The organism is Streptomyces tagetis (assembly GCF_018069565.1).
In the GTDB taxonomy this organism is placed as follows: Bacteria; Actinomycetota; Actinomycetes; order Streptomycetales; family Streptomycetaceae; genus Streptomyces; species Streptomyces tagetis.
This window is the reverse complement of the sequence record NZ_JAGPNL010000006.1, coordinates 1-19,971: the sequence shown is the minus strand read 5'-3', so window position 1 is coordinate 19,971 and position 19,971 is coordinate 1. Positions and strand designations below refer to the sequence as shown.

The 19,971-nt window shown below is 72.9% G+C and carries 15 protein-coding genes and 1 rRNA gene; 7 read left to right on the top strand and 9 right to left on the bottom strand.

The window, feature by feature from the left end:
- Positions 1 to 110 precede the first annotated feature (110 nt).
- Positions 111 to 2,927: a preprotein translocase subunit SecA gene (gene secA, locus J5Y05_RS20960; protein ID WP_210874582.1), complete on the bottom strand. Its 2,817-nt coding sequence runs from the start codon at positions 2,925 to 2,927 to the stop codon at positions 111 to 113.
- A gap of 279 nt (positions 2,928 to 3,206) precedes the next feature.
- Between secA and J5Y05_RS20955 the strand changes: the two genes are divergently transcribed.
- A complete protein-coding gene (locus J5Y05_RS20955) occupies positions 3,207 to 3,776 on the top strand; it encodes a GNAT family N-acetyltransferase (RefSeq protein ID WP_210874581.1) in 570 nt (189 codons plus the stop codon).
- A 61-nt stretch (positions 3,777 to 3,837) separates the two neighbouring features.
- Entirely contained in the window at positions 3,838 to 5,013 is a 1,176-nt protein-coding gene (locus tag J5Y05_RS20950; RefSeq protein ID WP_210874580.1) for a winged helix-turn-helix domain-containing protein, read from the top strand.
- A gap of 15 nt (positions 5,014 to 5,028) precedes the next feature.
- On the opposite strand, the gene J5Y05_RS20945 is transcribed toward J5Y05_RS20950, so the two are convergent.
- From J5Y05_RS20945 to mtnA, 7 genes are all read right to left on the bottom strand, one after another.
- The gene (locus J5Y05_RS20945; RefSeq protein WP_210874579.1) at positions 5,029 to 5,775 is read right to left on the bottom strand and encodes a response regulator; all 747 of its coding nucleotides are present in this window, start codon (positions 5,773 to 5,775) and stop codon (positions 5,029 to 5,031) included.
- Between the two features lie 224 nt (positions 5,776 to 5,999).
- Positions 6,000 to 6,692, bottom strand: coding sequence for a ribosome hibernation-promoting factor, HPF/YfiA family (hpf, locus tag J5Y05_RS20940; protein ID WP_307854017.1), 693 nt, complete (start codon positions 6,690 to 6,692; stop codon positions 6,000 to 6,002).
- Positions 6,693 to 7,005: 313 nt separating this feature from the next.
- The gene (locus J5Y05_RS20935) at positions 7,006 to 7,977 is read right to left on the bottom strand and encodes a ComF family protein (RefSeq protein ID WP_210874577.1); all 972 of its coding nucleotides are present in this window, start codon (positions 7,975 to 7,977) and stop codon (positions 7,006 to 7,008) included.
- Between the two features lie 158 nt (positions 7,978 to 8,135).
- Positions 8,136 to 9,980 carry an LpqB family beta-propeller domain-containing protein gene (locus J5Y05_RS20930; RefSeq protein WP_210874576.1) on the bottom strand — a complete coding sequence of 615 codons (1,845 nt, stop codon included), beginning with the start codon at positions 9,978 to 9,980 and terminating at the stop codon, positions 8,136 to 8,138.
- Positions 9,970 to 12,132 (bottom strand): MtrAB system histidine kinase MtrB, encoded by a 2,163-nt coding sequence (gene mtrB, locus J5Y05_RS20925; protein WP_210874575.1) that lies wholly within the window; start codon positions 12,130 to 12,132, stop codon positions 9,970 to 9,972. The genes J5Y05_RS20930 and mtrB overlap by 11 nt, the downstream gene beginning before the upstream one ends.
- A 1-nt stretch (position 12,133) precedes the next feature.
- Entirely contained in the window at positions 12,134 to 12,823 is a 690-nt protein-coding gene (gene mtrA, locus J5Y05_RS20920; RefSeq protein ID WP_189397631.1) for a two-component system response regulator MtrA, read from the bottom strand.
- Positions 12,824 to 12,827: 4 nt separating this feature from the next.
- Positions 12,828 to 13,970, bottom strand: coding sequence for an S-methyl-5-thioribose-1-phosphate isomerase (mtnA, locus tag J5Y05_RS20915; RefSeq protein ID WP_210874574.1), 1,143 nt, complete (start codon positions 13,968 to 13,970; stop codon positions 12,828 to 12,830).
- A 140-nt stretch (positions 13,971 to 14,110) separates the two neighbouring features.
- On the opposite strand from mtnA, the gene J5Y05_RS20910 reads away from it, so the two are divergent.
- From J5Y05_RS20910 to J5Y05_RS20890, 5 genes are read left to right on the top strand one after another with little or no spacing between them, the layout of a single operon-like run.
- Complete coding sequence (locus tag J5Y05_RS20910; RefSeq protein ID WP_210874573.1) at positions 14,111 to 15,442, top strand: DUF7847 domain-containing protein; 1,332 nt, start codon at positions 14,111 to 14,113, stop codon at positions 15,440 to 15,442.
- A 4-nt stretch (positions 15,443 to 15,446) separates the two neighbouring features.
- Positions 15,447 to 16,214 (top strand): DUF4129 domain-containing protein, encoded by a 768-nt coding sequence (locus J5Y05_RS20905; protein ID WP_210874572.1) that lies wholly within the window; start codon positions 15,447 to 15,449, stop codon positions 16,212 to 16,214.
- Positions 16,211 to 17,422, top strand: a complete 1,212-nt coding sequence (locus J5Y05_RS20900) for a DUF4350 domain-containing protein (RefSeq protein WP_210874571.1) — start codon at positions 16,211 to 16,213, stop codon at positions 17,420 to 17,422. The genes J5Y05_RS20905 and J5Y05_RS20900 overlap by 4 nt, the downstream gene beginning before the upstream one ends.
- Entirely contained in the window at positions 17,422 to 18,411 is a 990-nt protein-coding gene (locus tag J5Y05_RS20895; protein WP_210874570.1) for an AAA family ATPase, read from the top strand. Before J5Y05_RS20900 ends, J5Y05_RS20895 begins: the two co-directional genes overlap by 1 nt.
- Positions 18,411 to 19,721, top strand: coding sequence for a DUF58 domain-containing protein (locus J5Y05_RS20890; RefSeq protein WP_210874569.1), 1,311 nt, complete (start codon positions 18,411 to 18,413; stop codon positions 19,719 to 19,721). The genes J5Y05_RS20895 and J5Y05_RS20890 overlap by 1 nt, the downstream gene beginning before the upstream one ends.
- Before the next feature lie 129 nt (positions 19,722 to 19,850).
- On the opposite strand, the gene rrf is transcribed toward J5Y05_RS20890, so the two are convergent.
- A 5S ribosomal RNA gene (gene rrf / locus J5Y05_RS20885) occupies positions 19,851 to 19,967 on the bottom strand.
- Between the last annotated feature and the right edge of the window lie 4 nt (positions 19,968 to 19,971).

The window sequence follows — 19,971 nt, the reverse complement described above, 5'->3', positions numbered from 1 at the left end:
CCGGGCCCGCCCGGTCCCCGGAGCCTTCCCCTCCCCCGCATGCCGAAGGGCCGGCCGCCCCGGGGGACGACCGGCCCTTCCACGCTCACGGCGCCACGGGCGCCGCGAGGTCACTTCTTGCGGCGGCGTCCGCCCTTGGCCTGCTTGCGGCGCTCCGCGCGGGTGAGGCCGTCCGACTCGGACCGCACCGGCTCACCGTCGGCGCTGAACTCGCCCTCGATGACACCGCCCTCACCGTCGACGGTCGGCGCCGAGAAGTGCAGGTCCCGGCGCTGCGGGGCGTCGAGCCCCTTGGCGCGGATCTCCGGGCGGGCACCCGCCTGCGCCGGCACGGCGTCCTGCGGGGCCTTCTCCAGGGAGGGAGCGGCCTCCTCGACGGGGACCTCCTCGACCTGCTGCTCGACCTGGACCTCCAGGTTGAACAGGTAGCCGACGGACTCCTCCTTGATGCCCTCCATCATCGCCTGGAACATGTCGAAGCCCTCGCGCTGGTACTCGACCAGCGGGTCCTTCTGCGCCATGGCGCGCAGGCCGATGCCCTCCTGGAGGTAGTCCATCTCGTAGAGGTGCTCGCGCCACTTGCGGTCCAGGACGGAGAGGACCACCCGGCGCTCCAGCTCGCGCATGATCTCGGAGCCGAGCTGCGTCTCCCGCGCCTCGTACTGCTCGTGGATGTCGTCCTTGACGGACTCGCCGATGAACTCGGCGGTGAGCCCGGCCCGGTCGCCCGCGGCCTCCTCCAGCTCCTCCACGGTGACCCGCACCGGGTAGAGCTGCTTGAAGGCGTTCCACAGGCGGTCGAGGTCCCAGTCCTCCGGGAAGCCCTCGGCCGTCTCGGCCTGCACGTAGGCGTCGATGGTGTCGTTCATGAAGTGCTGGATCTGCTCCTGGAGGTCCTCGCCCTCCAGGACGCGGCGCCGCTCGCCGTAGATGACCTCGCGCTGCCGGTTGAGGACCTCGTCGTACTTCAGGACGTTCTTGCGGGTCTCGAAGTTCTGCTGCTCGACCTGCGACTGGGCGGAGGCGATCGCGCGGGTGACCATCTTGTTCTCGATCGGCACGTCGTCCGGGACGTTGGCCATCGACATGACACGCTCGACCATCTGGGCCTTGAACAGGCGCATCAGGTCGTCGCCGAGCGAGAGGTAGAAGCGGGACTCGCCGGGGTCGCCCTGGCGCCCGCTGCGGCCACGGAGCTGGTTGTCGATGCGGCGCGACTCGTGGCGCTCGGTGCCGAGCACATAGAGGCCGCCCAACTTCTCGACCTCGTCCTTCTCCGTCTTGACCGCCGCCTCGGCCCGCTCCAGGGCCTGGGGCAGGGCCGCCGCCCACTCCTCGATGTGCTGCTCGGGGTCGAGGCCGCGCTGGCGCAGCTCGGCCTCGGCGAGGTCCTCGGGGTTGCCGCCGAGCTTGATGTCCGTACCGCGGCCGGCCATGTTCGTCGCCACCGTCACGGAGCCCTTGCGGCCGGCCTGGGCGACGATGGACGCCTCCCGCTCGTGGTGCTTGGCGTTGAGCACCTCGTGCTGGACACCGCGCTTGCTGAGCTGCTGCGAGAGGTACTCGGACTTCTCGACCGAGGTGGTGCCGACCAGGATCGGCTGCCCCTTCTCGTGCTTCTCGGCGATGTCGTCGACGACCGCCTCGAACTTGGCGACCTCGGTGCGGTAGATCAGGTCGGACTGGTCCTTGCGGACCAGCGGCCTGTTGGTCGGGATGGGGACCACGCCGAGCTTGTAGATCTGGTGGAACTCGGCGGCCTCGGTCATCGCCGTACCGGTCATGCCGGAGAGCTTGTTGTAGAGGCGGAAGAAGTTCTGGAGGGTGATCGTGGCGAGCGTCTGGTTCTCGTCCTTGATGTCCACCCCTTCCTTCGCCTCGATCGCCTGGTGCATGCCCTCGTTGTAGCGGCGGCCGGCGAGGATACGGCCGGTGTGCTCGTCGACGATCATGACCTCGCCGTCGATGACGACGTAGTCCTTGTCCTTCTTGAAGAGTTCCTTGGCCTTGATGGCGTTGTTCAGGTACCCGACGAGAGGGGTGTTGACCGACTCGTAGAGGTTGTCGATGCCCAGCCAGTCCTCGACCTTGGCGACGCCCGACTCGTGGATGGCGACCGTGCGCTTCTTCTCGTCGACGTCGTAGTCGCCGGTCTCCTCCATGCCCTTGAGCGGGTTGCCCGCCTCGCCCTTCTTCAGGCGGCGGACCAGCTTGGCGAAGTCGCCGTACCACTTGGTGGCCTGGTCGGCGGGGCCGGAGATGATCAGCGGCGTACGGGCCTCGTCGACGAGGATGGAGTCGACCTCGTCGACGATGGCGAAGTTGTGGCCGCGCTGGACCAGCTCGTCCTGGGACCACGCCATGTTGTCGCGGAGGTAGTCGAAGCCGAACTCGTTGTTCGTGCCGTAGGTGATGTCGCAGTTGTACATCTCACGGCGCTGGGCCGGCGTCATGTTGGCGAGGATGCAGCCGACCTCCAGCCCGAGGAACCGGTGGACGCGGCCCATCATCTCGGAGTCGCGCTCGGCCAGGTAGTCGTTGACCGTGACGATGTGGACGCCCTCGCCGGAGAGCGCGTTCAGGTAGGCGGGCAGCGTGCCGACGAGGGTCTTGCCCTCACCGGTCTTCATCTCGGCCACGTACCCCATGTGCAGGGCGGCGCCGCCCATCATCTGCACGTCGTAGTGGCGCTGGCCGAGGACGCGCTTGGCCGCCTCGCGCACGGTGGCGAACGCCTCCGGCAGCAGGTCGTCCAGGGTCTCCCCGTCGGCGTAGCGCTGCTTGTACTCGTCGGTGAGCGCGCGCAGCTCGGCGTCGGAGAGGCCGACGAAGTCCTCTTCGATGGAGTTGACCTGGCCCGCGATGCGGTGCAGCTTGCGCAGGATCTTGCCTTCGCCTGCACGCATGATCTTGGAGAGGACGGACACGGGGGTTGGTCTCCTTGCCGGTCGGGCCTGGGACGGTCGGTTTCCCTTGTACTGATGGAGCAACGGCCATGGTATGCGAGGACCCCGCCGCCCCGGGAGCCCGCCGAAGCGGGGATCGTGCCTCCGGCCGGCCCCGCCGCGGGCCGCTCCCGACGGGTACAACGTCCGGGGCCCGCCGATGGTGCCGCTCCGCACCGGGAAATCCCGCGGCGCGTGAACGGACGGTCACGCACCGCAAAGCGTTGGCGCCGGGCGTGCGCCGGCGAGCAGAATCGCACGATGGACCCCGAGACCCTCACCACCGGACGCCTGGTGCTGCGCGCCGTCGGCCCCCAGGACACCGACGCCGTGTACGCCGCCTGCCAGGACCCCGACATCCAGCGCTGGACCACGGTCCCCTCGCCCTACCTGCCGGAGCACGCCTGCGGCTTCACGGAGCGGATGGTGCCCGAGGGCTGGGCGAACGAGACGATGTTCACCTTCGGGGTCTTCCTGACCGGCGGGGAGCTGGCCGGCATGGCCGGGGTCACGATCCACGCCCCGGGCCTGGGCGAGATCGGCTACTGGTCGGTCGAGGAACACCGCGGCCGGGGCCACCTCACCGAGGCCACCGTCGCCATCGCCCGCTGGGCCTTCACCCGCGTCGGCGTCGACCGGCTGGAGTGGCGGGCCGAGGCCGGCAACACCGCGTCCCGGGCGGTGGCGCTGCGCGCCGGGTTCACCATGGAGGGCACGCTGCGCAGCGCCCTCGACCACCGGGGGGTGCGCCGCGACTGCTGGATCGGCTCCCTGCTCCCCTCCGACCTGTCCCTCCCCTCCAAGGCCCCCTACCTGCCGGCCCCGAAGTGAGCGGCGGGTACGGCGGACGGGCCCGGCCCGCTGTCGTACCCACCCCTTATCGTGCGGACCCATGACGACACTCCCGGCCCCCGCCCTGGAACTGTCCGCCGACGAAGCCCGCCGCATCGCGCTGCGCGCACAGGGCTTCCTCGGCGCCCCCGACCGCCGCGGCGGCGTGCGCGGGGTCCTGCGCCACCTCGGCGCGGTGCAGCTCGACACCATCTCGGTCCTCGCCCGCTCCCACGAACTCATCCCGTACGCCCGCCTCGGCGCGGTCGGCCGCACGCGCGTCGAGGACGCCTACTGGAAGGACACCCACGCCTTCGAGTACTGGTCCCACGCGGCCTGCGTCCTGCCCATCGAGGAGTGGCCCCACTTCGCCTTCCGCCGCCGCGCCTACCGCGACCGCCCGCACTGGAACCACGCCCTGCCCGACGGCGCCTACGACCAGGTCGTCGAGCAGTTGCGCGCCGAGGGTCCGCTCACCGCGACGGAGCTGGGCGGCGCGAAGCGGACCAGCGAGTGGTGGGACTGGTCGGGCACGAAGGTCGCCGTCGAGCGCGCCCTCATGTACGGCGAGGTGGTCTGCGTCGAGCGCCGCGGCTGGAAGCGGGTCTACGACCTCGCCGAGCGCGCCGTGCCCGCCACGCTGCTCCACGACGACCTGGACGACGCCGAGTGCCTGCGCCGGCTCGTCCGGCTGGCGGGCCGCTCGCTGGGTGTGGGGACCCGCGCCGACATCGCCGACTACCACCGGCTCAAGGGGGAGCAGGTCGACGCCGTGATCGCGGAATCGGGGCTGGTCCCGGTGACGGTGGCGGGGTGGGCGCGGCCGGCCTGGGCGGACCCGGAGGCCCTGGCGACGCCACCGCGCGGGCGGCACCGTACGACGCTGCTGTCCCCCTTCGACTCCCTGGTGTGGGAGCGGGCGCGCACCGAGCGGCTCTTCGGCTTCACCCACCGCCTGGAGGCGTACGTGCCCCGGCAGAAGCGGGTGCACGGCTACTACGCGATGCCGGTCCTGGCGGGCGGGCAGCTCATCGGGCGCGTGGACCCGGCGCGCGAGGGGCGCACGCTGGTCGCCAAGCAGATCACGCTGGAGGGCGCGAAGGCGGTCCCGGCGGCAGCACAGGCCCTGGTCGAGGCCGCGGGCTGGGTGGCCTGCACGAACGTGCGCCTGGAGCGGGTCGAGGCACCGGAGCTGCGGGAGCCCCTCACCCGGGAGCTGGCCCGGCTGCTCGCCTGATCCCGCGCCGGGCGGTCAGTGGATTTCGAGGATCTTCTCCCGCATCGCGTAGACCACGGCCTCCATCCGGGAGTGGAGCTGGAGCTTCTCCAGGATGTTGCGGACGTGGTTCTTCACGGTGTTCTCGGAGATGAACAGCTCCTTGGCGATGTCCCGGTTGTTCATCCCCGTGGCGACGAGCTTGAGCACCTCCAGCTCGCGGTCGGTGAGCCGTGGCGCGGGCACGAGCCGGCGTTCGTCGGTCCGCTGGATCATCGACTTGAACTCGGTGAGCAGCTTCGACGCCATGGACGGGCTGATCTGGGACTGGCCGTCGGCGACCGCGCGGATGGCGGCGGACACCTCGTCCGTCGAGATCTCCTTGAGGAGGTAGCCGGTCGCCCCCGCCTTGATCGCGTCGTAGAGGTCGGCCTCCTCGTCGCTGATCGTCAGCATGATGATCTTCGCGCTGGGGGCCACCTCCTTGATGGAGGTGCAGGCTTCGATACCGCCCCGCCGGGGCATCCGCACGTCCATGAGGATGATGTCCGGCAGCAGGTCGGCGGCCTTCTCCACGGCCTCCGCGCCGTCGCCGGCCTCCCCCACGACCTGGATGTCCTCCTCGGCCGCGAGCACGATCTCCAGACCGCGGCGGAAGAGGGCGTGGTCGTCCACGACCAGGACCCTGATGGGTTCCTTGCGGGACGAGCCTCCGTCCGGGCCCAGGCCGTCGACGCCGTCGACGACGCCTTCGTCCTGCATCGGTCCGAAACTGTTGGCCATCGTTCCTCCCCCTGACGGCTGCGGCCCGCGTTTCTGAGCCATCGCCAATCCAAGGCAACGGCCCACCGGTTGGGCCGATGACGCCATGATTCCATGCTGACCGGCGCCGGGGTGACAGAGCACGGCGGCGCAAGGGTCGCACGCCCTCGCGCACCGTCGCACACCGGTGCCCCTGGGGGCGCACACGCGCTCCAGGGGCACCGCTTCACTGCCACCCGGCGTGGTCAGGCGCCGAGCGCGTCGCCCGCCTCGGGGGAGAGCTCCTGCGTGATCATCGTGTCCGTGCTGAGGTGGATCACCCCGTAGTCGTACGCGTGCCGCCGGTAGACGACACTCGGTTCCTTGGTCTCCGAATCGACGAACAGGTAGAAGTCGTGCCCGACCAGCTCCATCTCGTAGAGAGCCTGGTCGAGGGTCATGGGCGCGGCGACGTGGGTCTTCTCGCGGACGATCAGGGGACCGTCGCCCTGGACCTCCAGCGAGCCGATCTTCCTGGTCGGGACGCCGGCCTGATCCTGCTGGGCGGCGACAGCGCCGTTCCCGTTGAGGGTCGCCGCGTCCGGGACGTGCTGGGGGACCTCGGCGGCCGAGATCCGGCGGGCACCGCGCCGCGAGTAGCGCTTGTCGTGCTGCTTGCGCAGCCGGGCGTCGAGCTTCTCCGCGGCCAGGTCGAGCGCCGCGTACGGGTCGCTCGCCGCCGCCTCCGCCCGGATCACCGGTCCGCGCGAACGGAGGGTGATCTCCACCCGGTCGCAACGGTCGGCCTGGCGGGGATTCATCTCCTTGGACACCTCGACGTCGAGGCTGATCACCTTGCCATCGAGCTTCTGGATCTTGTCCAGCTTCAGCTTCTCGGCCACGTGCTTCCGGAACCGCTCGGGCACCTCGGTCTTGCGGCCCTTGACGACGATGTCCACGCAGAACTCCGTTCCCGGATCGCTCCGCTTCGTTGGCGGAGCGTCTCCCTTTCGCACCAGGCTCCGGTGTGCTCCGGAGCCTCGGACTCGGTGACTTCCACCTCCTCCCCAACGGACGAGAACTCCACTCCACCGGTGCGGGTGATGACGGGGAAACCCGCAGCACGGCATTCCGGTGTACGAGGTGTGGCCTGCGGCTTTGCCTCTCAACCGAACATATCTCGCCCGGACGGATGTCGTCACCCTCTAACGCGATGTACCTCCGTTCCCGTGAATTGACTCCCTCATTACCTGCAACGCGGCAAGTTAACGATCAGTTCCGGTTTATTCCGAAGGAATCCGGTGGCGACGCGACCACCGCCGCGTAGATCGGCCGACGGATCGCATCACCGCCTTCGTGGGGGGCCGTCCGTACCGGCCCCTTCGTCCGTTGTTCTCTGCCTTCCCCTGCCGCCGCCGGATACACGGCCGATCCGCCCCTTCCGCGTGTCCTTCCGGCCCTTGCGGACGCCCTTGCGTACGTCCCTCCGTACGTCGCCGGGGCCGCCCCGCGTTCAGCCCCCGCCGCACCCGGTGGAGCCGTCGGGACGGGCGGGAGCATCGCCACCCGTACCGCGCGCGCCGCCTCCGCCAGGGTCGCCCCGGTGGTCATGAGGTCGTCGACGAGGACGACCGGGCCGCCGCCCTCCAGCAACCGGACCGCTCCGGGCACCACCGCCAGCGCCCCGGCGAGGTTGCGCCGGCGCTCACGGGCGCCGAGCCCCGCCTGATCGGCCACCGCCCGCCGTTGCCGCAGGGCGCTGAGCACCCGCGCCGGTGTCCCCGCCCGCCGCAGCCCGCCCGCCGCCGCGAGGGCGATCCGCCGCGCCGGGTCGTGTCCGCGTGCCGCCACCGCCCTCCGCGCGGACGGCACCGGCACGAGCACCACGGGCCCCGCGCGCACCCGTACCGCCTCGCGTCCCGGCGTCTGACCGCCCGGCCCCGCCCGTGCCTGCCCCAGTGCGGCCCGCACCGCCCCCGCCAGGGCCGTGCCGAGCGGTCCCGCGAGGGTCAGGGCGCCCCGCTCCTTGTGGGCCAGGAGCACGGCCCGCACCTCGTCCGCGTAGGGCGCCGCCGCGTGCACCGGCGGCAGTCCGGGCGGCTCCGGCGACGGCCGCACCCGGCGAGGCGCCGCCCCGCTCAGCGCCTCGCGGCAGGACGCGCACAGCACCGTCCTGGTGGTGCCGCAGCCTCCGCACTCGGCCGGCAGCACCAGGTCCATGAGGTCCCGCCACCACTCCCGCATGACGACCACTGTGCACGGCTCCGCCGCATCCCGCAGGGCCTGTGGACAACGCCCTGTGGACAACCCGGCGCACCGCGCGACGGCCGTCACCCACATGCGTAACAGCCCAGGTCACAGCGGCGCAGCCCGCTTCGCGGCACCGCGTCCCGGCCGTGCCGTCACCCCGGATAGACCGGCGCGGTCCCCTCCGTCACCTTCTGCCACTGCATCCCGGACGGCAGCCGGACGATGGCGTCCTCCGAGTAGGCGACCAGCGGGAGCCGCTCGTCCTCCGTCGCGGCGATCTCCTTCACCCCGGTGAGGGCGGCGGGCACGGACGCCTCGGGTGTGGAGCCGTCGACCTGCACGTATCCGATCTGCTGGACGCCGCCCTGCTCGCGCCCGACCACCACGAGCCGGCTGTCGCCGGCCCACGACATGGCCGTGACCTCCTCCAGCTCGGGCGTCGCGGAGCGCAGTTCGAGGATGGTGACCGTCGGGTTCTCCTCCCCGTCCCGCGTCTCCCGTTCGATCCGCCCGATGAGCAGCGAGCGCTTGCCGTCCCTCTCGACTATCAGCGCGATCCGCACCCCGTCGGCCGCGACCCGCACCGCCTGGACACGCCCGTCCAGACCCGGCGTCCGCACCTGAGCCGGCTCTCCCGCGCCCTCCGTGAAGACCAGCAGCCGGGCCGCTCCCGGGTCCCTGTCGGCGATCCACAGGTCGCCCTGGGCGTCCCAGCTCGGCGGCGTCAGCCGGTCCGCCTCACCCTTGCCCGCGCTGCTCAGCAGCGGGTCCCCGAGCGAAGCGCCCGGCTCCAGCGAGGCGACGTACAGCGACTTGCCGTCGGCGCCGACCCCGGCCGCCCGGTGCTCGTCGCGCGAGACGGCCACCGAGCCGAGGGCCGTCTCGCCCTCGCCCAGCGGGCCGGGCACCGGATCGGGGCGGGTGCCGTTGCTGCCGGCGGCGATCCGCACCAGGCCCCCTTCCCCGTCGACGAAGTACAGGGAGTCGGGCCGCTGGGCCGACCCCCGGGTGGCGACCGCCTCGGCCCGGTCGTCGGTGAGCGAGCAGAGCCGGGTGCCGCCGGAACGCAGCTCGACCTCGTCCACGGCCGGCGTGAGGCTCTGGAGGGTGAACAGGAGCTGGGCGGCCATCTCGTCGCACGTGTCCTCGCCCACCCGCGCCGCCCGCTCGTTCAGCGGCACGGTCAGCGTGTTGCGGTCGTCCGGCGTCAGCGGCGCGGCACCCTGCGCCAGAGCCGTCCCGGCCGGGAAGCTCGACCGGACCACCGGCCCGATCAGCCGCGTCGGCCCCTCGACCAGGGAACGCACCACCTGGGTCATGGAGTCCACCCGCCGGCGCACGTACACCGGGTCGGCGACCGCCGCCGGGCGCCTGCCGGTGCCGGACGCCGTCTCCGGGACGGTGTTCGCGGCGAAGTAGTACTTGTTGACGGAGAGGTAGTTGCGCTGGAAGTCCGACTTGCCCATGACGACGCCCTGCGGCGGCACGTCGATCCGCCACTGCCGGCTCTTGCCGTCCCGGGTGAGGTGCACCGGCTTGCGGTAGGAGCCCTCCGCCGGCGCGTACGACTGCTGGGCGTCCACCGTGGCGACCTGGGCGCCGGTCAGGGTGACCGAGTAGTCGTTCGCCTCCTCGCGGCTGCCCGAGTGGTCGGAGACGGTGCCGGGGGCGCCCGCGAGCACGGCCGTGGAGCGTTCCGGGCGCCAGGACTTCGCTGCCTGCGCCGTCAGGTACTTCCGGGCCGTCTCGTAGTGCGGATCGTCGCTGGTCAGCGCCTCCAGGAAGCCCTGCACGATGTCCACGGGCGAGGCGTCCTCGCGCGGCGGCATGGCGAAGACCCGCACCTGCGGGTCCTGCCGCGGCGTCGACTCCACGCCCCGCAGGTCGCCGCTGTCGGGCATGGACGCGCACCCGGCGAGCAGGACGACGCCGCAGACCGCGTACGTCACCGCGCGCACCGGTGCCCGCCGGCCGCTCCCCGCGCGGTCAGCGCCCACGTGATGCCTCCCCTTGCCTGTGCGTGTCCTCGGACCCGGCGTCCGGGCGGCTCCCGGTGTCCGGGCGGTACCCGGTATCCGGGCGCTCCGCCTCGTCCGCTTCCTCCGTCTCGTCCGGCGCGTCCGTGCCGTCCGTGCCGTCCGTGCCGTCCGTGCCGTCCGGCCGCGGCGCTCCCGCGGTGGGCCGGGCCACCACGCGCGCGCCGTTGCCGGGCAGCGCGGTGGGGTCGGCCGTCGGGGGCTCGGCGGTGGTCAGCGGGGGTATCGGTCCCCGGCCGGTCGCCGTGGCCGTCGCGGCGGTCGCCGTCCGGGCCGGCGCGGCCGGTCCCGCGTCGGAGCCGTCGGAGGGGGCCGCGTCCTGGGCGTCGGTGGTGTCGCGTTCGCGGTTGCGCCGGGAGTCCGGTGGTTCCAGCGGGATCGGGGAGCCCCGCAGCGGCTCGTCCGCGGTCCTCGGCAGCGTCAGCCGGAACTGTGACCCGCCGCCGGGCTCGCCCCACGCCTGGAGCCAGCCGCCGTGCAGCCGCGCGTCCTCCAGGGCGATCGACAGCCCGAGGCCCGTGCCGCCGGTGGTCCGGGCGCGGGCCGGGTCCGCCCGCCAGAACCGGCTGAAGACCCGGGTCGCCTCGCCGGGCTTGAGCCCTACGCCGTAGTCGCGCACGGCGACGGCGACCGCGCCGCCGGCCGCGGCGAGCTTGACGACGACGTCCTCGCCCTCGCCGTGCTCGACGGCGTTGACGACGAGGTTGCGCAGCACCCGCTCGACGCGGCGGGCGTCCGCCTCGGCGACGACGGGCTGCTGGTCGCCGATGACGACGATCCGCGTGCCCTTGCGCTCGGCGAGCGGTTCGGCGCCGCTGACCACCCGGCGGACGACCTCCCGCAGGTCTATCGCGTCGGCCTCCAGGGCCGCCGCGCCCGCGTCGAAGCGGCTGATCTCCAGCAGGTCCGCGAGGAGCGTCTCGAAGCGGTCGAGCTGGTCGGCGAGGAGTTCGGCGGAGCGCGCGGTCACCGGATCGAAGTCCACGCGCGCGTCGTGGATGACGTCGGCGGCCATCCGCACGGTGGTCAGCGGCGTCCGCAGCTCGTGGGAGACGTCGGAGACGAAGCGGCGCTGCATCCGCGACAGCTCCTCCAACTGGTTGATCTTGAGCTGGAGGTTCTGCGCCATCTTGTTGAAGGCTTCGCCGAGCCGCGCGATGTCGTCCTCGCCGGTGACCTTCATCCGTTCCTGGAGGCGTCCGGCGGAGAGCCGCTCCGCGATGCCGGCCGCCATCCGCACGGGCGTGACGACCTGGCGCACCACGAGCCAGGCGATCGCCCCGAGCAGGACGACGACGAAGAGCCCGGCCGTCGCCAGAGTGCCCTTGACCAGGCTGAGGGACTTCTCCTCCTGGGTGAGCGGGAAGAGGTAGTAGAGCTGGTACGGCTCACCGTTGGGGTCGTTGACCTGCTTGCCGATGACCAGGGCGGGCTGGGAGCCCTGGTCGGAGCTGTAGACGATCCGGGTGTAGCTCTGGGCCGCCGCCGTACTGCCGTCGATCCGCTGCCGCAGCGCCTCGGGCACGCTGGCCGAGGGATCGACCAGGCCGGAGGCACGCGGTCCGCGCCCGCTGCCGCTGTCGCCGCCCACGGGCAGCGTGACCACGTCGAAGGCGCCCTGGCCGCCACTGGAGAGCGATTTCACCAGATCGCTCATCCACTGGATGACGTTCTGCGGGGCGCGGCCGTCCGCGGGCGTGCCGCCGTCGTCGCCCGTGGTGGTGCTCGCCGCCTCGTCGGCCTTCTGCTTGGCCGCGGCGAACCCGCCGGTGGCCTGGCTCTGGGACGCTTTCACCTTGGCGTCCAGCAGTCCGTTGCGGACCTGTCCGATGACGACGAAGCCGAGCAGCAGGACGACGCCCAGGGACATCAGCAGGGTGGTGGCGACGACCTTGAGCTGGATGTTGCGCCGCCACAGCCGCATGACGGGCAGCAGCGGGCGGCGCACCCAGCGCATGAAGAGACGCAGCACGGGGCTGCCCTGGACACCGCCGTGCAGCAGCCCGCCCTCCAGCAGGCGCTCCCAGCGCGAGCCGGAGGGCCCGGGGTCGACAGGCCGCCCGGCGCCCGGCCCGGAACGGCCCGGCGCCGCCGCGGCGCTGTCCCTGGTCATGTCAGCTCGGTCCGGCCTTGTAGCCGACGCCGCGGACGGTCACAACGATCTCCGGCTTCTCCGGGTCCTTCTCGACCTTCGAGCGCAGCCGCTGGACGTGCACATTGACCAGCCGGGTGTCGGCCGCGTGCCGGTAGCCCCAGACCTGCTCCAGGAGCACCTCGCGGGTGAACACCTGCCACGGCTTGCGGGCCAGCGCCACCAGCAGGTCGAACTCCAGCGGGGTCAGGGCGATGGACTGCCCCTCCCGCTTCACGGAGTGCCCCGCGACGTCGATGACCAGGTCGCCTATGGCGAGCTGCTCCGGAGCGGGCTCCTCGGAACGGCGCAGCCGGGCACGGATGCGGGCCACCAGCTCCTTGGGCTTGAACGGCTTCACGATGTAGTCGTCGGCGCCCGATTCCAGGCCCACCACGACGTCGACCGTGTCGCTCTTGGCCGTCAGCATCACGATCGGCACACCCGACTCCGCCCTGATCAGGCGGCACACCTCGATGCCGTCCCGACCGGGCAGCATCAGGTCGAGCAGCACCAGATCGGGCTTGCTCTCCCGGAACGCCGCCAACGCCTTGTCGCCGTCGGCTACGAAAGACGGCTCAAAACCCTCACCACGCAGCACAATGCCGAGCATCTCGGCCAGTGCGGTGTCGTCGTCGACGACAAGGACTCGTCCCTTCATAAACGACATCATCCCATTAGCTCATCGTGACCTGGCGTGACCTGGCACACAGCTCGACAAGGGCCTCGGCCGTCACGGGCGAGACCGCGCCCTCCTCGGTGACAATGGCGGTCACCAGTTCGGGCGGCGTCACGTCGAACGCCGGGTTGTACGCCTGGGCCCCCAGCGGTGCCACCGGAATCCCACCTCCCGCTCCCGTCTTCCGCACCCAGGGTGATGTGACCTCCGTCACCTCGCACCCGGGGCGCTGTTCGACCTCGATGGAACCCCCGTCCGGTGTGCCGGGGTCCACCGTCGTCACCGGCGCCACCACGATGAACGGAACATGGTGGTACCGCGCGAGTACCGCGAGCGGATAGCTCCCCACCTTGTTCGCCACCGAACCGTCGGCCGCGACGCGGTCCGCACCGATCAGCACGGCGTCCACCGCACCGGCCGCGAACAGCGAACCGGCCGCGTTGTCGGTGAGCAAGGTATACGCCATGTCGTGGCGGGACGCCTCATAGGCCGTCAGGCGAGCACCTTGCAGCAACGGACGCGTTTCGTCCACCCAGAGCCGCCGCAGCCGCCCCGCCCGGTGCGCGGCGAGCGCCACGGCGAACGCCGTGCCCTCCCCGCCCGACACCAGCGCCCCGGTGTTGCAGTGGGTCAGGATGCGGTGCCCGCCGCCGGGCAGCAGCTCGTCCAGGAGCGCCAGCCCGTGCCCGGCCATCCGGGCGCTGGCCTCGGCGTCCTCCCGGTGCAGGGCCCGCGCCGCGGTGAGCGCCGCGGCGGCGGCCCGCCCCGGGTCGCCGCTCTCCGCGAGGGCGTCCCGGTAGGCGGTGTGGGCGCGGCGCACGCCGACGGCGAGGTTCACCGCGGTGGGGCGGGCCCCGGCCAGCTCCGCCGCCGCCTCCTCCACGGCGAAACCGCGTGCGGCGGCGAGCGCGACCCCGTAGGCTCCCGCGATGCCGAGCAGCGGTGCCCCGCGCACGGCGAGCGACCGGACCGCCTCCACCAGGGCGGACGGGTCGGGACACACCAGCTCGGCCTCCTCGGCCGGCAGCCGGGTCTGGTCCAGCAGGACCAGCGCGGGGCCCCCGGGCAGTTCCTCCCAGCGCAGGACGGGGATGCCGCTCGGGCACCGGTCTTCGCCGGTTCGCGCGTACTGATCAGCCATGCGGCCAGTCTGCCCCCTGCCGGGCGGCGCCCTGAAGGTGCGCGGGCCGCACCGCACCAGGTCCGTGCCGGTCCACCCCATGGCACGATGGCTGCGGTAACGCCACCGCGACCGCGGACGGGCACCGTGAAGGAGCGACGATGAACGACACTCCGGGCTGGGCATCGCCCGGACCCGCCCCGTCCGACGGGCGGGAGCCCGGCGCGTCCGGTCCCGCCGGCCTTCCCGGCACCGATCAGCCCGCCGGCGCTCCGGGCCCGGACCAGGCGCACGCCGGACCGAAGTGGTCCGACGAGCAGCCGCCCCCCGCCCAGTGGTCCGCGCCCACGGCCCCCGGCCAGGCACCCCACCCCGGTTGGCAGGCGGCCCCGCCCCCCAGCGGCGGCTGGGGCGGCCACGGCGGCTATGGCGGCGGTTACGGCGCTCCCGGAGGCTGGGGAGGCCCCGGTGGCTGGGGAGGCGGCTGGGGCGGGCCCCCGCCCGCGGCCAAGCCCGGCGTGATCCCCCTCCGTCCACTGGGCCTGGGCGAGATACTGGACGGCGCGGTCTCCACCATGCGCGCCCACTGGCGCACCGTCCTCGGCATCTCGCTGACCATCGCGGTCCTCACGGAGGTCGTCGCCGTCCTGTTCCAGGGCTTCTTCCTGGACAGCGTCGGCGCCGGGTCCCTCGGCGACCGCAACGCCTCGGCGAGCGAGGTGGCCGACGCCTTCCTCGGCGCCATGCTCGGTTCGGCGCTCCTCTTCGTCGTCACCCTCATCGGCACCGTCGTGGCCACCGCCCTGCTGACCACCGTGACCAGCCGGGCCGTCCTCGGCACCTCGGTGACCACCCGCGAGGCGTGGCGCGACGCCCGCCCGCAGGTGCCACGGCTCCTCGGCCTGATCCTGCTGATGATGGTCATGGTGTTCGGTGTCCTCCTGGCCGGCATGCTTCCCGGTTTCCTCGTCACCTTCTTCGCGGGCAGCAACGGGGCCGGGATCGCCCTGACCGTCCTCGGCTTTCTGGGCGCCGCCGTCTACGCGGTGCGGCTCATGGTCCGCCTCTCCCTGGCCTCCCCGGCGCTGATGCTGGAGAAGCAGGGGATCGTGAAGGCGCTGCGCCGCTCCGGCAAGCTGGTGGACGGCTCCTGGTGGCGAGTGCTCGGCATCCAGGTCGTCGCCATGCTGATCGCGGCCGCCGTCAGCGTGGTCGTCCTCATCCCCTTCACCCTCGTGGCCGGCCTGGGCGCCGGCGACGGCTTCGGCGACTTCGCGGAGGGCACCGGCGGCCTCGGCTGGACCTTCCTCGTCATCAGCGGCATCGGTTCGGTGATCGGCTCCACGATCACGCTCCCGATCACGGCGGGCGTCACCGTGCTCCTCTACATCGACCAGCGCATCCGCCGCGAGGCCCTCGACCTCGAACTGGCCCGTGCCGCCGGCGTCCAGACCCCCGGCGCCGGCGCCCCCGGCACCGTCCCGGGGAGCTGATGCGGTGAGCACGGCGGGGGGAGTGCTCACGGAGGTGCTGTCACGCACCGCCATACGGGTGACGCGGCACGCCGCCGACGTCTCCGTACTCGCGTCGGCGCGATCGGGCGACGAACCGCCCGTGACCCTCCCGCGCGACCCCGCGCGGGAGGCGGCCCGGCGCGAGCTGGCCAAACGGATGTACCACGAGAACGAGCCGAGCTGGATACAGCGGGCGCTGACCGCCTTCTGGGAGTGGCTCGACGACCTGTTCAGCGTCGCCTCCGGCGCGACCCCCGGCGGGACCGTGGGCCTGGTCGTCGTCATCGTGGCCGTCCTCGCGGTACTGGGCGCCCTCTGGTGGCGCCTGGGCACTCCGCACGGCCGGCCCGTCTCCGCGTCCGCCCTCTTCGACGAGCGGCCCCGCAGCGCCGCCGACCACCGCGCCGCCGCCGAGGCGCACGCCGCCCAGGGCCACTGGAGCCAGGCCGTCCAGGAACGGATGCGCGCCCTCGTCCGCGCCCTGGAGGAACGCGCCCTGCTCGACGTCCGGCCCGGCCGCACCGCCGACGAGGCCGCCACGGAAGCCGGCCGCGCCCTGCCCGGCCACGGCGACCGGCTGCGCACCGCCGCCCGGAACTTCGACGACGTCACGTACGGCGGCAGGCCCGGCTCCGAGGAGGCGTACCGGCACCTCGCCGCCCTCGACCGCGAGCTGGCCCGCACCAGGCCGCAGCCGACGGGCACCACCGCCGGCGCCGACCTCACCACGTCCCGGGGAGCCGCCGGATGACCACCGAGGCCACCCCGCCCACCACCTCGGCCTCGCCCACGGTCCGCCGGCTGTGGAGCCGCGCGCGGGGCGTCACGCTCGCCCTCGTCCTGCTGCTCGCCGGCGCCGTCGTGATCGCCGCGGTCCGCTCCGACGTCCGGCACGGCGAACTCGACCCGCGCTCCGCCGACCCCTACGGCAGCCGGGCCGTCGCCGAACTCCTCGCCGACCGCGGGGTGGACACCCGTGTGGTCACCACCTTGGACGACGCCCGGTCCGCGGCCGGCCCCGACACCACCGTCCTGGTGGCCATACCCGACCTGCTGACGGAGCGTCAGCAGACCGCACTGCGGTCCGCGACGGCCGGGGCGGGCGGGCGCACCGTCCTCGTGGCGCCGGGCGGCCCCTCCGTGGAACTGCTGGCCCCGGGCGTCACCGCCGACCCGGCCCTCAGCCACACATCGACCCTCTCCCCCGGCTGCGACCTGCCCGCCGCCCGGCGCGCGGGGTCCGCCGCCACCGGCGGTCTGCGCTACAGCACCACCGACGCGGACGCCGACGCCTGCTACCGCAGCCGGCGGCTCGCCACCCTCCTGCGCATCCCCGAGGCCGCGACGGGCGGAACGGAGACCCCCGGCGGCGACACCGTCGTACTCGGCGCCTCCGACATCCTGCGCAACAACCGCCTCGCCGAGCACGGCAACGCCTCGCTCGCCCTCCAACTCCTCGGTTCCCGGCCGCATCTGGTCTGGTACCTCCCCTCGCTGTCCGACGCCTCCGCCCCCCAGGACGAACGCGGCTTCTTCGACCTGCTCCCCTCCGGCTGGCTCTGGGGCACCCTCCAGCTCTTCGTCGCCGCCGGCCTCGCCGCCCTGTGGCGGGCACGCCGGCTCGGCCCCCTGGTGCCCGAGAACCTCCCCGTCGCGGTCCGCGCCTCCGAGGCCGTCGAAGGCCGCGCCCGCCTCTACCGCAAGGCGAACGCCCGCGACCGCGCCGCCTCCGCCCTCCGCTCCGCCACCCGCACCCGCCTCGCTCCCCTCGTCGGCGTCCCCGTCTCCCAGGCGCACGCGCCCGAGGCCCTGCTCCCCGCGCTCTCCGCCCATTTCCACGGTGACGGAGAACAGTCCCTGCACACCCTCCTGTTCGGCCCGACGCCGAGCGACGACGCGGCTCTCGTCGCACTCACCGACCGACTCGACGCCCTCGAAAGAGAGGTACGCCGTCCATGATGGACCCGACCACTGACAACGCCGGGCACACCGGGGTCCCGGGCAACGCCCGCGCCTCCCTGGAGGCCCTGCGCGCCGAGATCGCCAAGGCCGTGGTCGGCCAGGACGCCGCCGTCACCGGTCTCGTCGTCGCCCTCCTGTGCCGCGGTCACGTGCTCCTCGAAGGCGTCCCCGGCGTCGCCAAGACCCTCCTGGTCCGCGCCCTCGCCGCCGCCGTCGAACTCGACACCAAGCGCGTCCAGTTCACCCCCGACCTGATGCCGAGCGACGTCACCGGCTCCCTGGTCTACGACACCCGCAGCGCCGAGTTCTCCTTCCAGCCCGGCCCGGTCTTCACCAACCTGCTCCTCGCCGACGAGATCAACCGCACCCCGCCGAAGACGCAGTCGTCCCTCCTCGAAGCCATGGAGGAGCGCCAGGTCACCGTCGACGGCACCCCTCGCCCGCTCCCCGAGCCGTTCCTCGTCGCGGCGACCCAGAACCCGGTGGAGTACGAGGGCACCTACCCCCTGCCGGAAGCCCAGCTCGACCGCTTCCTGCTCAAGCTCACCGTCCCGCTGCCCTCCCGCGAGGACGAGATCGACGTCCTCACCCGGCACGCCGCGGGGTTCAACCCGCGCGACCTGAGGGCCGCCGGCGTACGCCCCGTCGCCAGTGCCGCCGACCTGGAGGCGGCCCGCGCCGAGGTCGCCAAGACCACCGTGTCCCCGGAGATCACTGCCTACGTGGTGGACATCTGCCGCTCCACCCGCGAGTCGCCGTCGCTCACTCTCGGGGTGTCCCCGCGCGGCGCCACGGCACTGCTCTCGACGGCCCGCGCGTGGGCCTGGCTGACGGGCCGTGACTACGTGACGCCCGACGACGTGAAGGCACTGGCGCTGCCGACGCTCCGTCACCGCGTCCAGCTCCGCCCCGAGGCCGAGATGGAGGGCGTCACCACGGACTCCGTGATCAACGCCATCCTCGCCCACGTCCCCGTCCCGCGCTGATGGCGTTCACCGGTCGCGCCGCGCTCCTGGCGGCCCTGGGCTCCGTCCCCGTCGGCATCTGGGACCCGAGCTGGACGGGCATTCTCGCGGTGAACGCCCCGCTGGCCGTGGCGTGCGCCTGCGACTTCGCCCTGGCCGCGCCGGTACGGAGCCTGGGACTGACGCGGTCCGGCGACACCTCCACACGTCTGGGCGACACCGCCGACGTCACGTTGACGGTGGCCAATCCGTCGCGCCGCCGGCTCCGCGCCCAGCTCCGGGACGCCTGGCCGCCGAGCAGTTGGCGGCCGGGGACGGAGACGGCGGCCTCCCGCCACCGGCTGACGGTCCCGCCCGGCGAACGCCGTCGGCTGACCACACGGCTGTGGCCGACGCGCCGCGGCGATCACCGCAGCGCCCGGGTGACGATCCGCTCGTACGGCCCGCTGGGTCTCTTCGCCCGCCAGGGCAGCCACCTCGTGCCGTGGACGGTACGGGTCCTGCCGCCGTTCACCAGCCGCAAGCACCTGCCCTCGAAGCTGTCGCGGCTGCGGGAACTGGACGGCCGCACCAGCGTGCTCACCCGTGGCGAGGGCACGGAGTTCGACAGCCTGCGCGAGTACGTGCCGGGCGACGACACCCGTTCCATCGACTGGCGGGCCACGGCCCGGAACTCGACCGTCGCGGTACGCACCTGGCGTCCCGAGCGCGACCGGCACATCCTGCTCGTCCTCGACACCGGCCGGACGTCGGCGGGCCGGGTGGGCGACGCACCGCGTCTGGACGCCTCCATGGACGCCGCGCTGCTGCTCGCCGCGCTGGCCTCCCGGGCCGGGGACCGGGTGGACCTCCTGGCGTACGACCGGCGGGTCCGCGCTCTGGTCCAGGGGCGTACGGCCAACGATGTGCTTCCGTCCCTGGTGAACGCCTTGGCGACGCTGGAGCCGGAGCTGCTGGAGACGGACGCGCGGGGCCTGACCGCGGCGGCCCTCCGCTCGGCTCCGCGCCGCTCCCTGGTGGTGCTGCTGACGTCGCTCGATACGGCCCCGGTCGAGGAGGGCCTGCTCCCGGTCCTCTCCCGGCTCACCCGGCGTCATACGGTCGTCCTGGCCTCGGTCGCGGACCCGCTCGTGGCCCGCATGGCCGAGGCCCGGGGCGACGCGGACGCCCTCTACGAGGCCGCAGCCGCCGCTCAGGCCCAGGAGGAACGCCGGCGCACGGCCGACCAGCTCCGCCGCCACGGTGTCACGGTCGTGGACGCGACGCCGGACGAGCTGGCGCCCGCGCTGGCCGACGCCTACCTGGAACTGAAGGCCGCCGGCCGTCTGTGACGGGGACGGGGTTCCTCCGGAGAGGACGACCCCGCCCCCTCCGCCGGCAGATGACCTCACCGCACAGGGAAAAAGTCCCGGAAACGCAGAAGGCCCCGCACCAAAAGGTGCGGGGCCTTCCCAATATTTGTTCGGCGGCGTCCTACTCTCCCACAGGGTCCCCCCTGCAGTACCATCGGCGCTGTAGAGCTTAGCTTCCGGGTTCGGAATGTAACCGGGCGTTTCCCCTACGCTATAACCACCGAAACAC

Coding starts and splice junctions, on each gene's coding strand:
- J5Y05_RS20955 (WP_210874581.1), top strand. CDS start 3,207: ATGGACCCCGAGACCCTCACCACCGGACGCCTGGTGCTGCGCGCCGTC.
- J5Y05_RS20950 (WP_210874580.1), top strand. CDS start 3,838: ATGACGACACTCCCGGCCCCCGCCCTGGAACTGTCCGCCGACGAAGCC.
- J5Y05_RS20945 (WP_210874579.1), bottom strand. CDS start 5,775: ATGGCCAACAGTTTCGGACCGATGCAGGACGAAGGCGTCGTCGACGGC.
- J5Y05_RS20935 (WP_210874577.1), bottom strand. CDS start 7,977: ATGCGGGAGTGGTGGCGGGACCTCATGGACCTGGTGCTGCCGGCCGAG.
- mtrB (WP_210874575.1), bottom strand. CDS start 12,132: ATGACCAGGGACAGCGCCGCGGCGGCGCCGGGCCGTTCCGGGCCGGGC.
- mtrA (WP_189397631.1), bottom strand. CDS start 12,823: ATGATGTCGTTTATGAAGGGACGAGTCCTTGTCGTCGACGACGACACC.
- mtnA (WP_210874574.1), bottom strand. CDS start 13,970: ATGGCTGATCAGTACGCGCGAACCGGCGAAGACCGGTGCCCGAGCGGC.
- J5Y05_RS20910 (WP_210874573.1), top strand. CDS start 14,111: ATGAACGACACTCCGGGCTGGGCATCGCCCGGACCCGCCCCGTCCGAC.
- J5Y05_RS20900 (WP_210874571.1), top strand. CDS start 16,211: ATGACCACCGAGGCCACCCCGCCCACCACCTCGGCCTCGCCCACGGTC.
- J5Y05_RS20895 (WP_210874570.1), top strand. CDS start 17,422: ATGGACCCGACCACTGACAACGCCGGGCACACCGGGGTCCCGGGCAAC.
- J5Y05_RS20890 (WP_210874569.1), top strand. CDS start 18,411: ATGGCGTTCACCGGTCGCGCCGCGCTCCTGGCGGCCCTGGGCTCCGTC.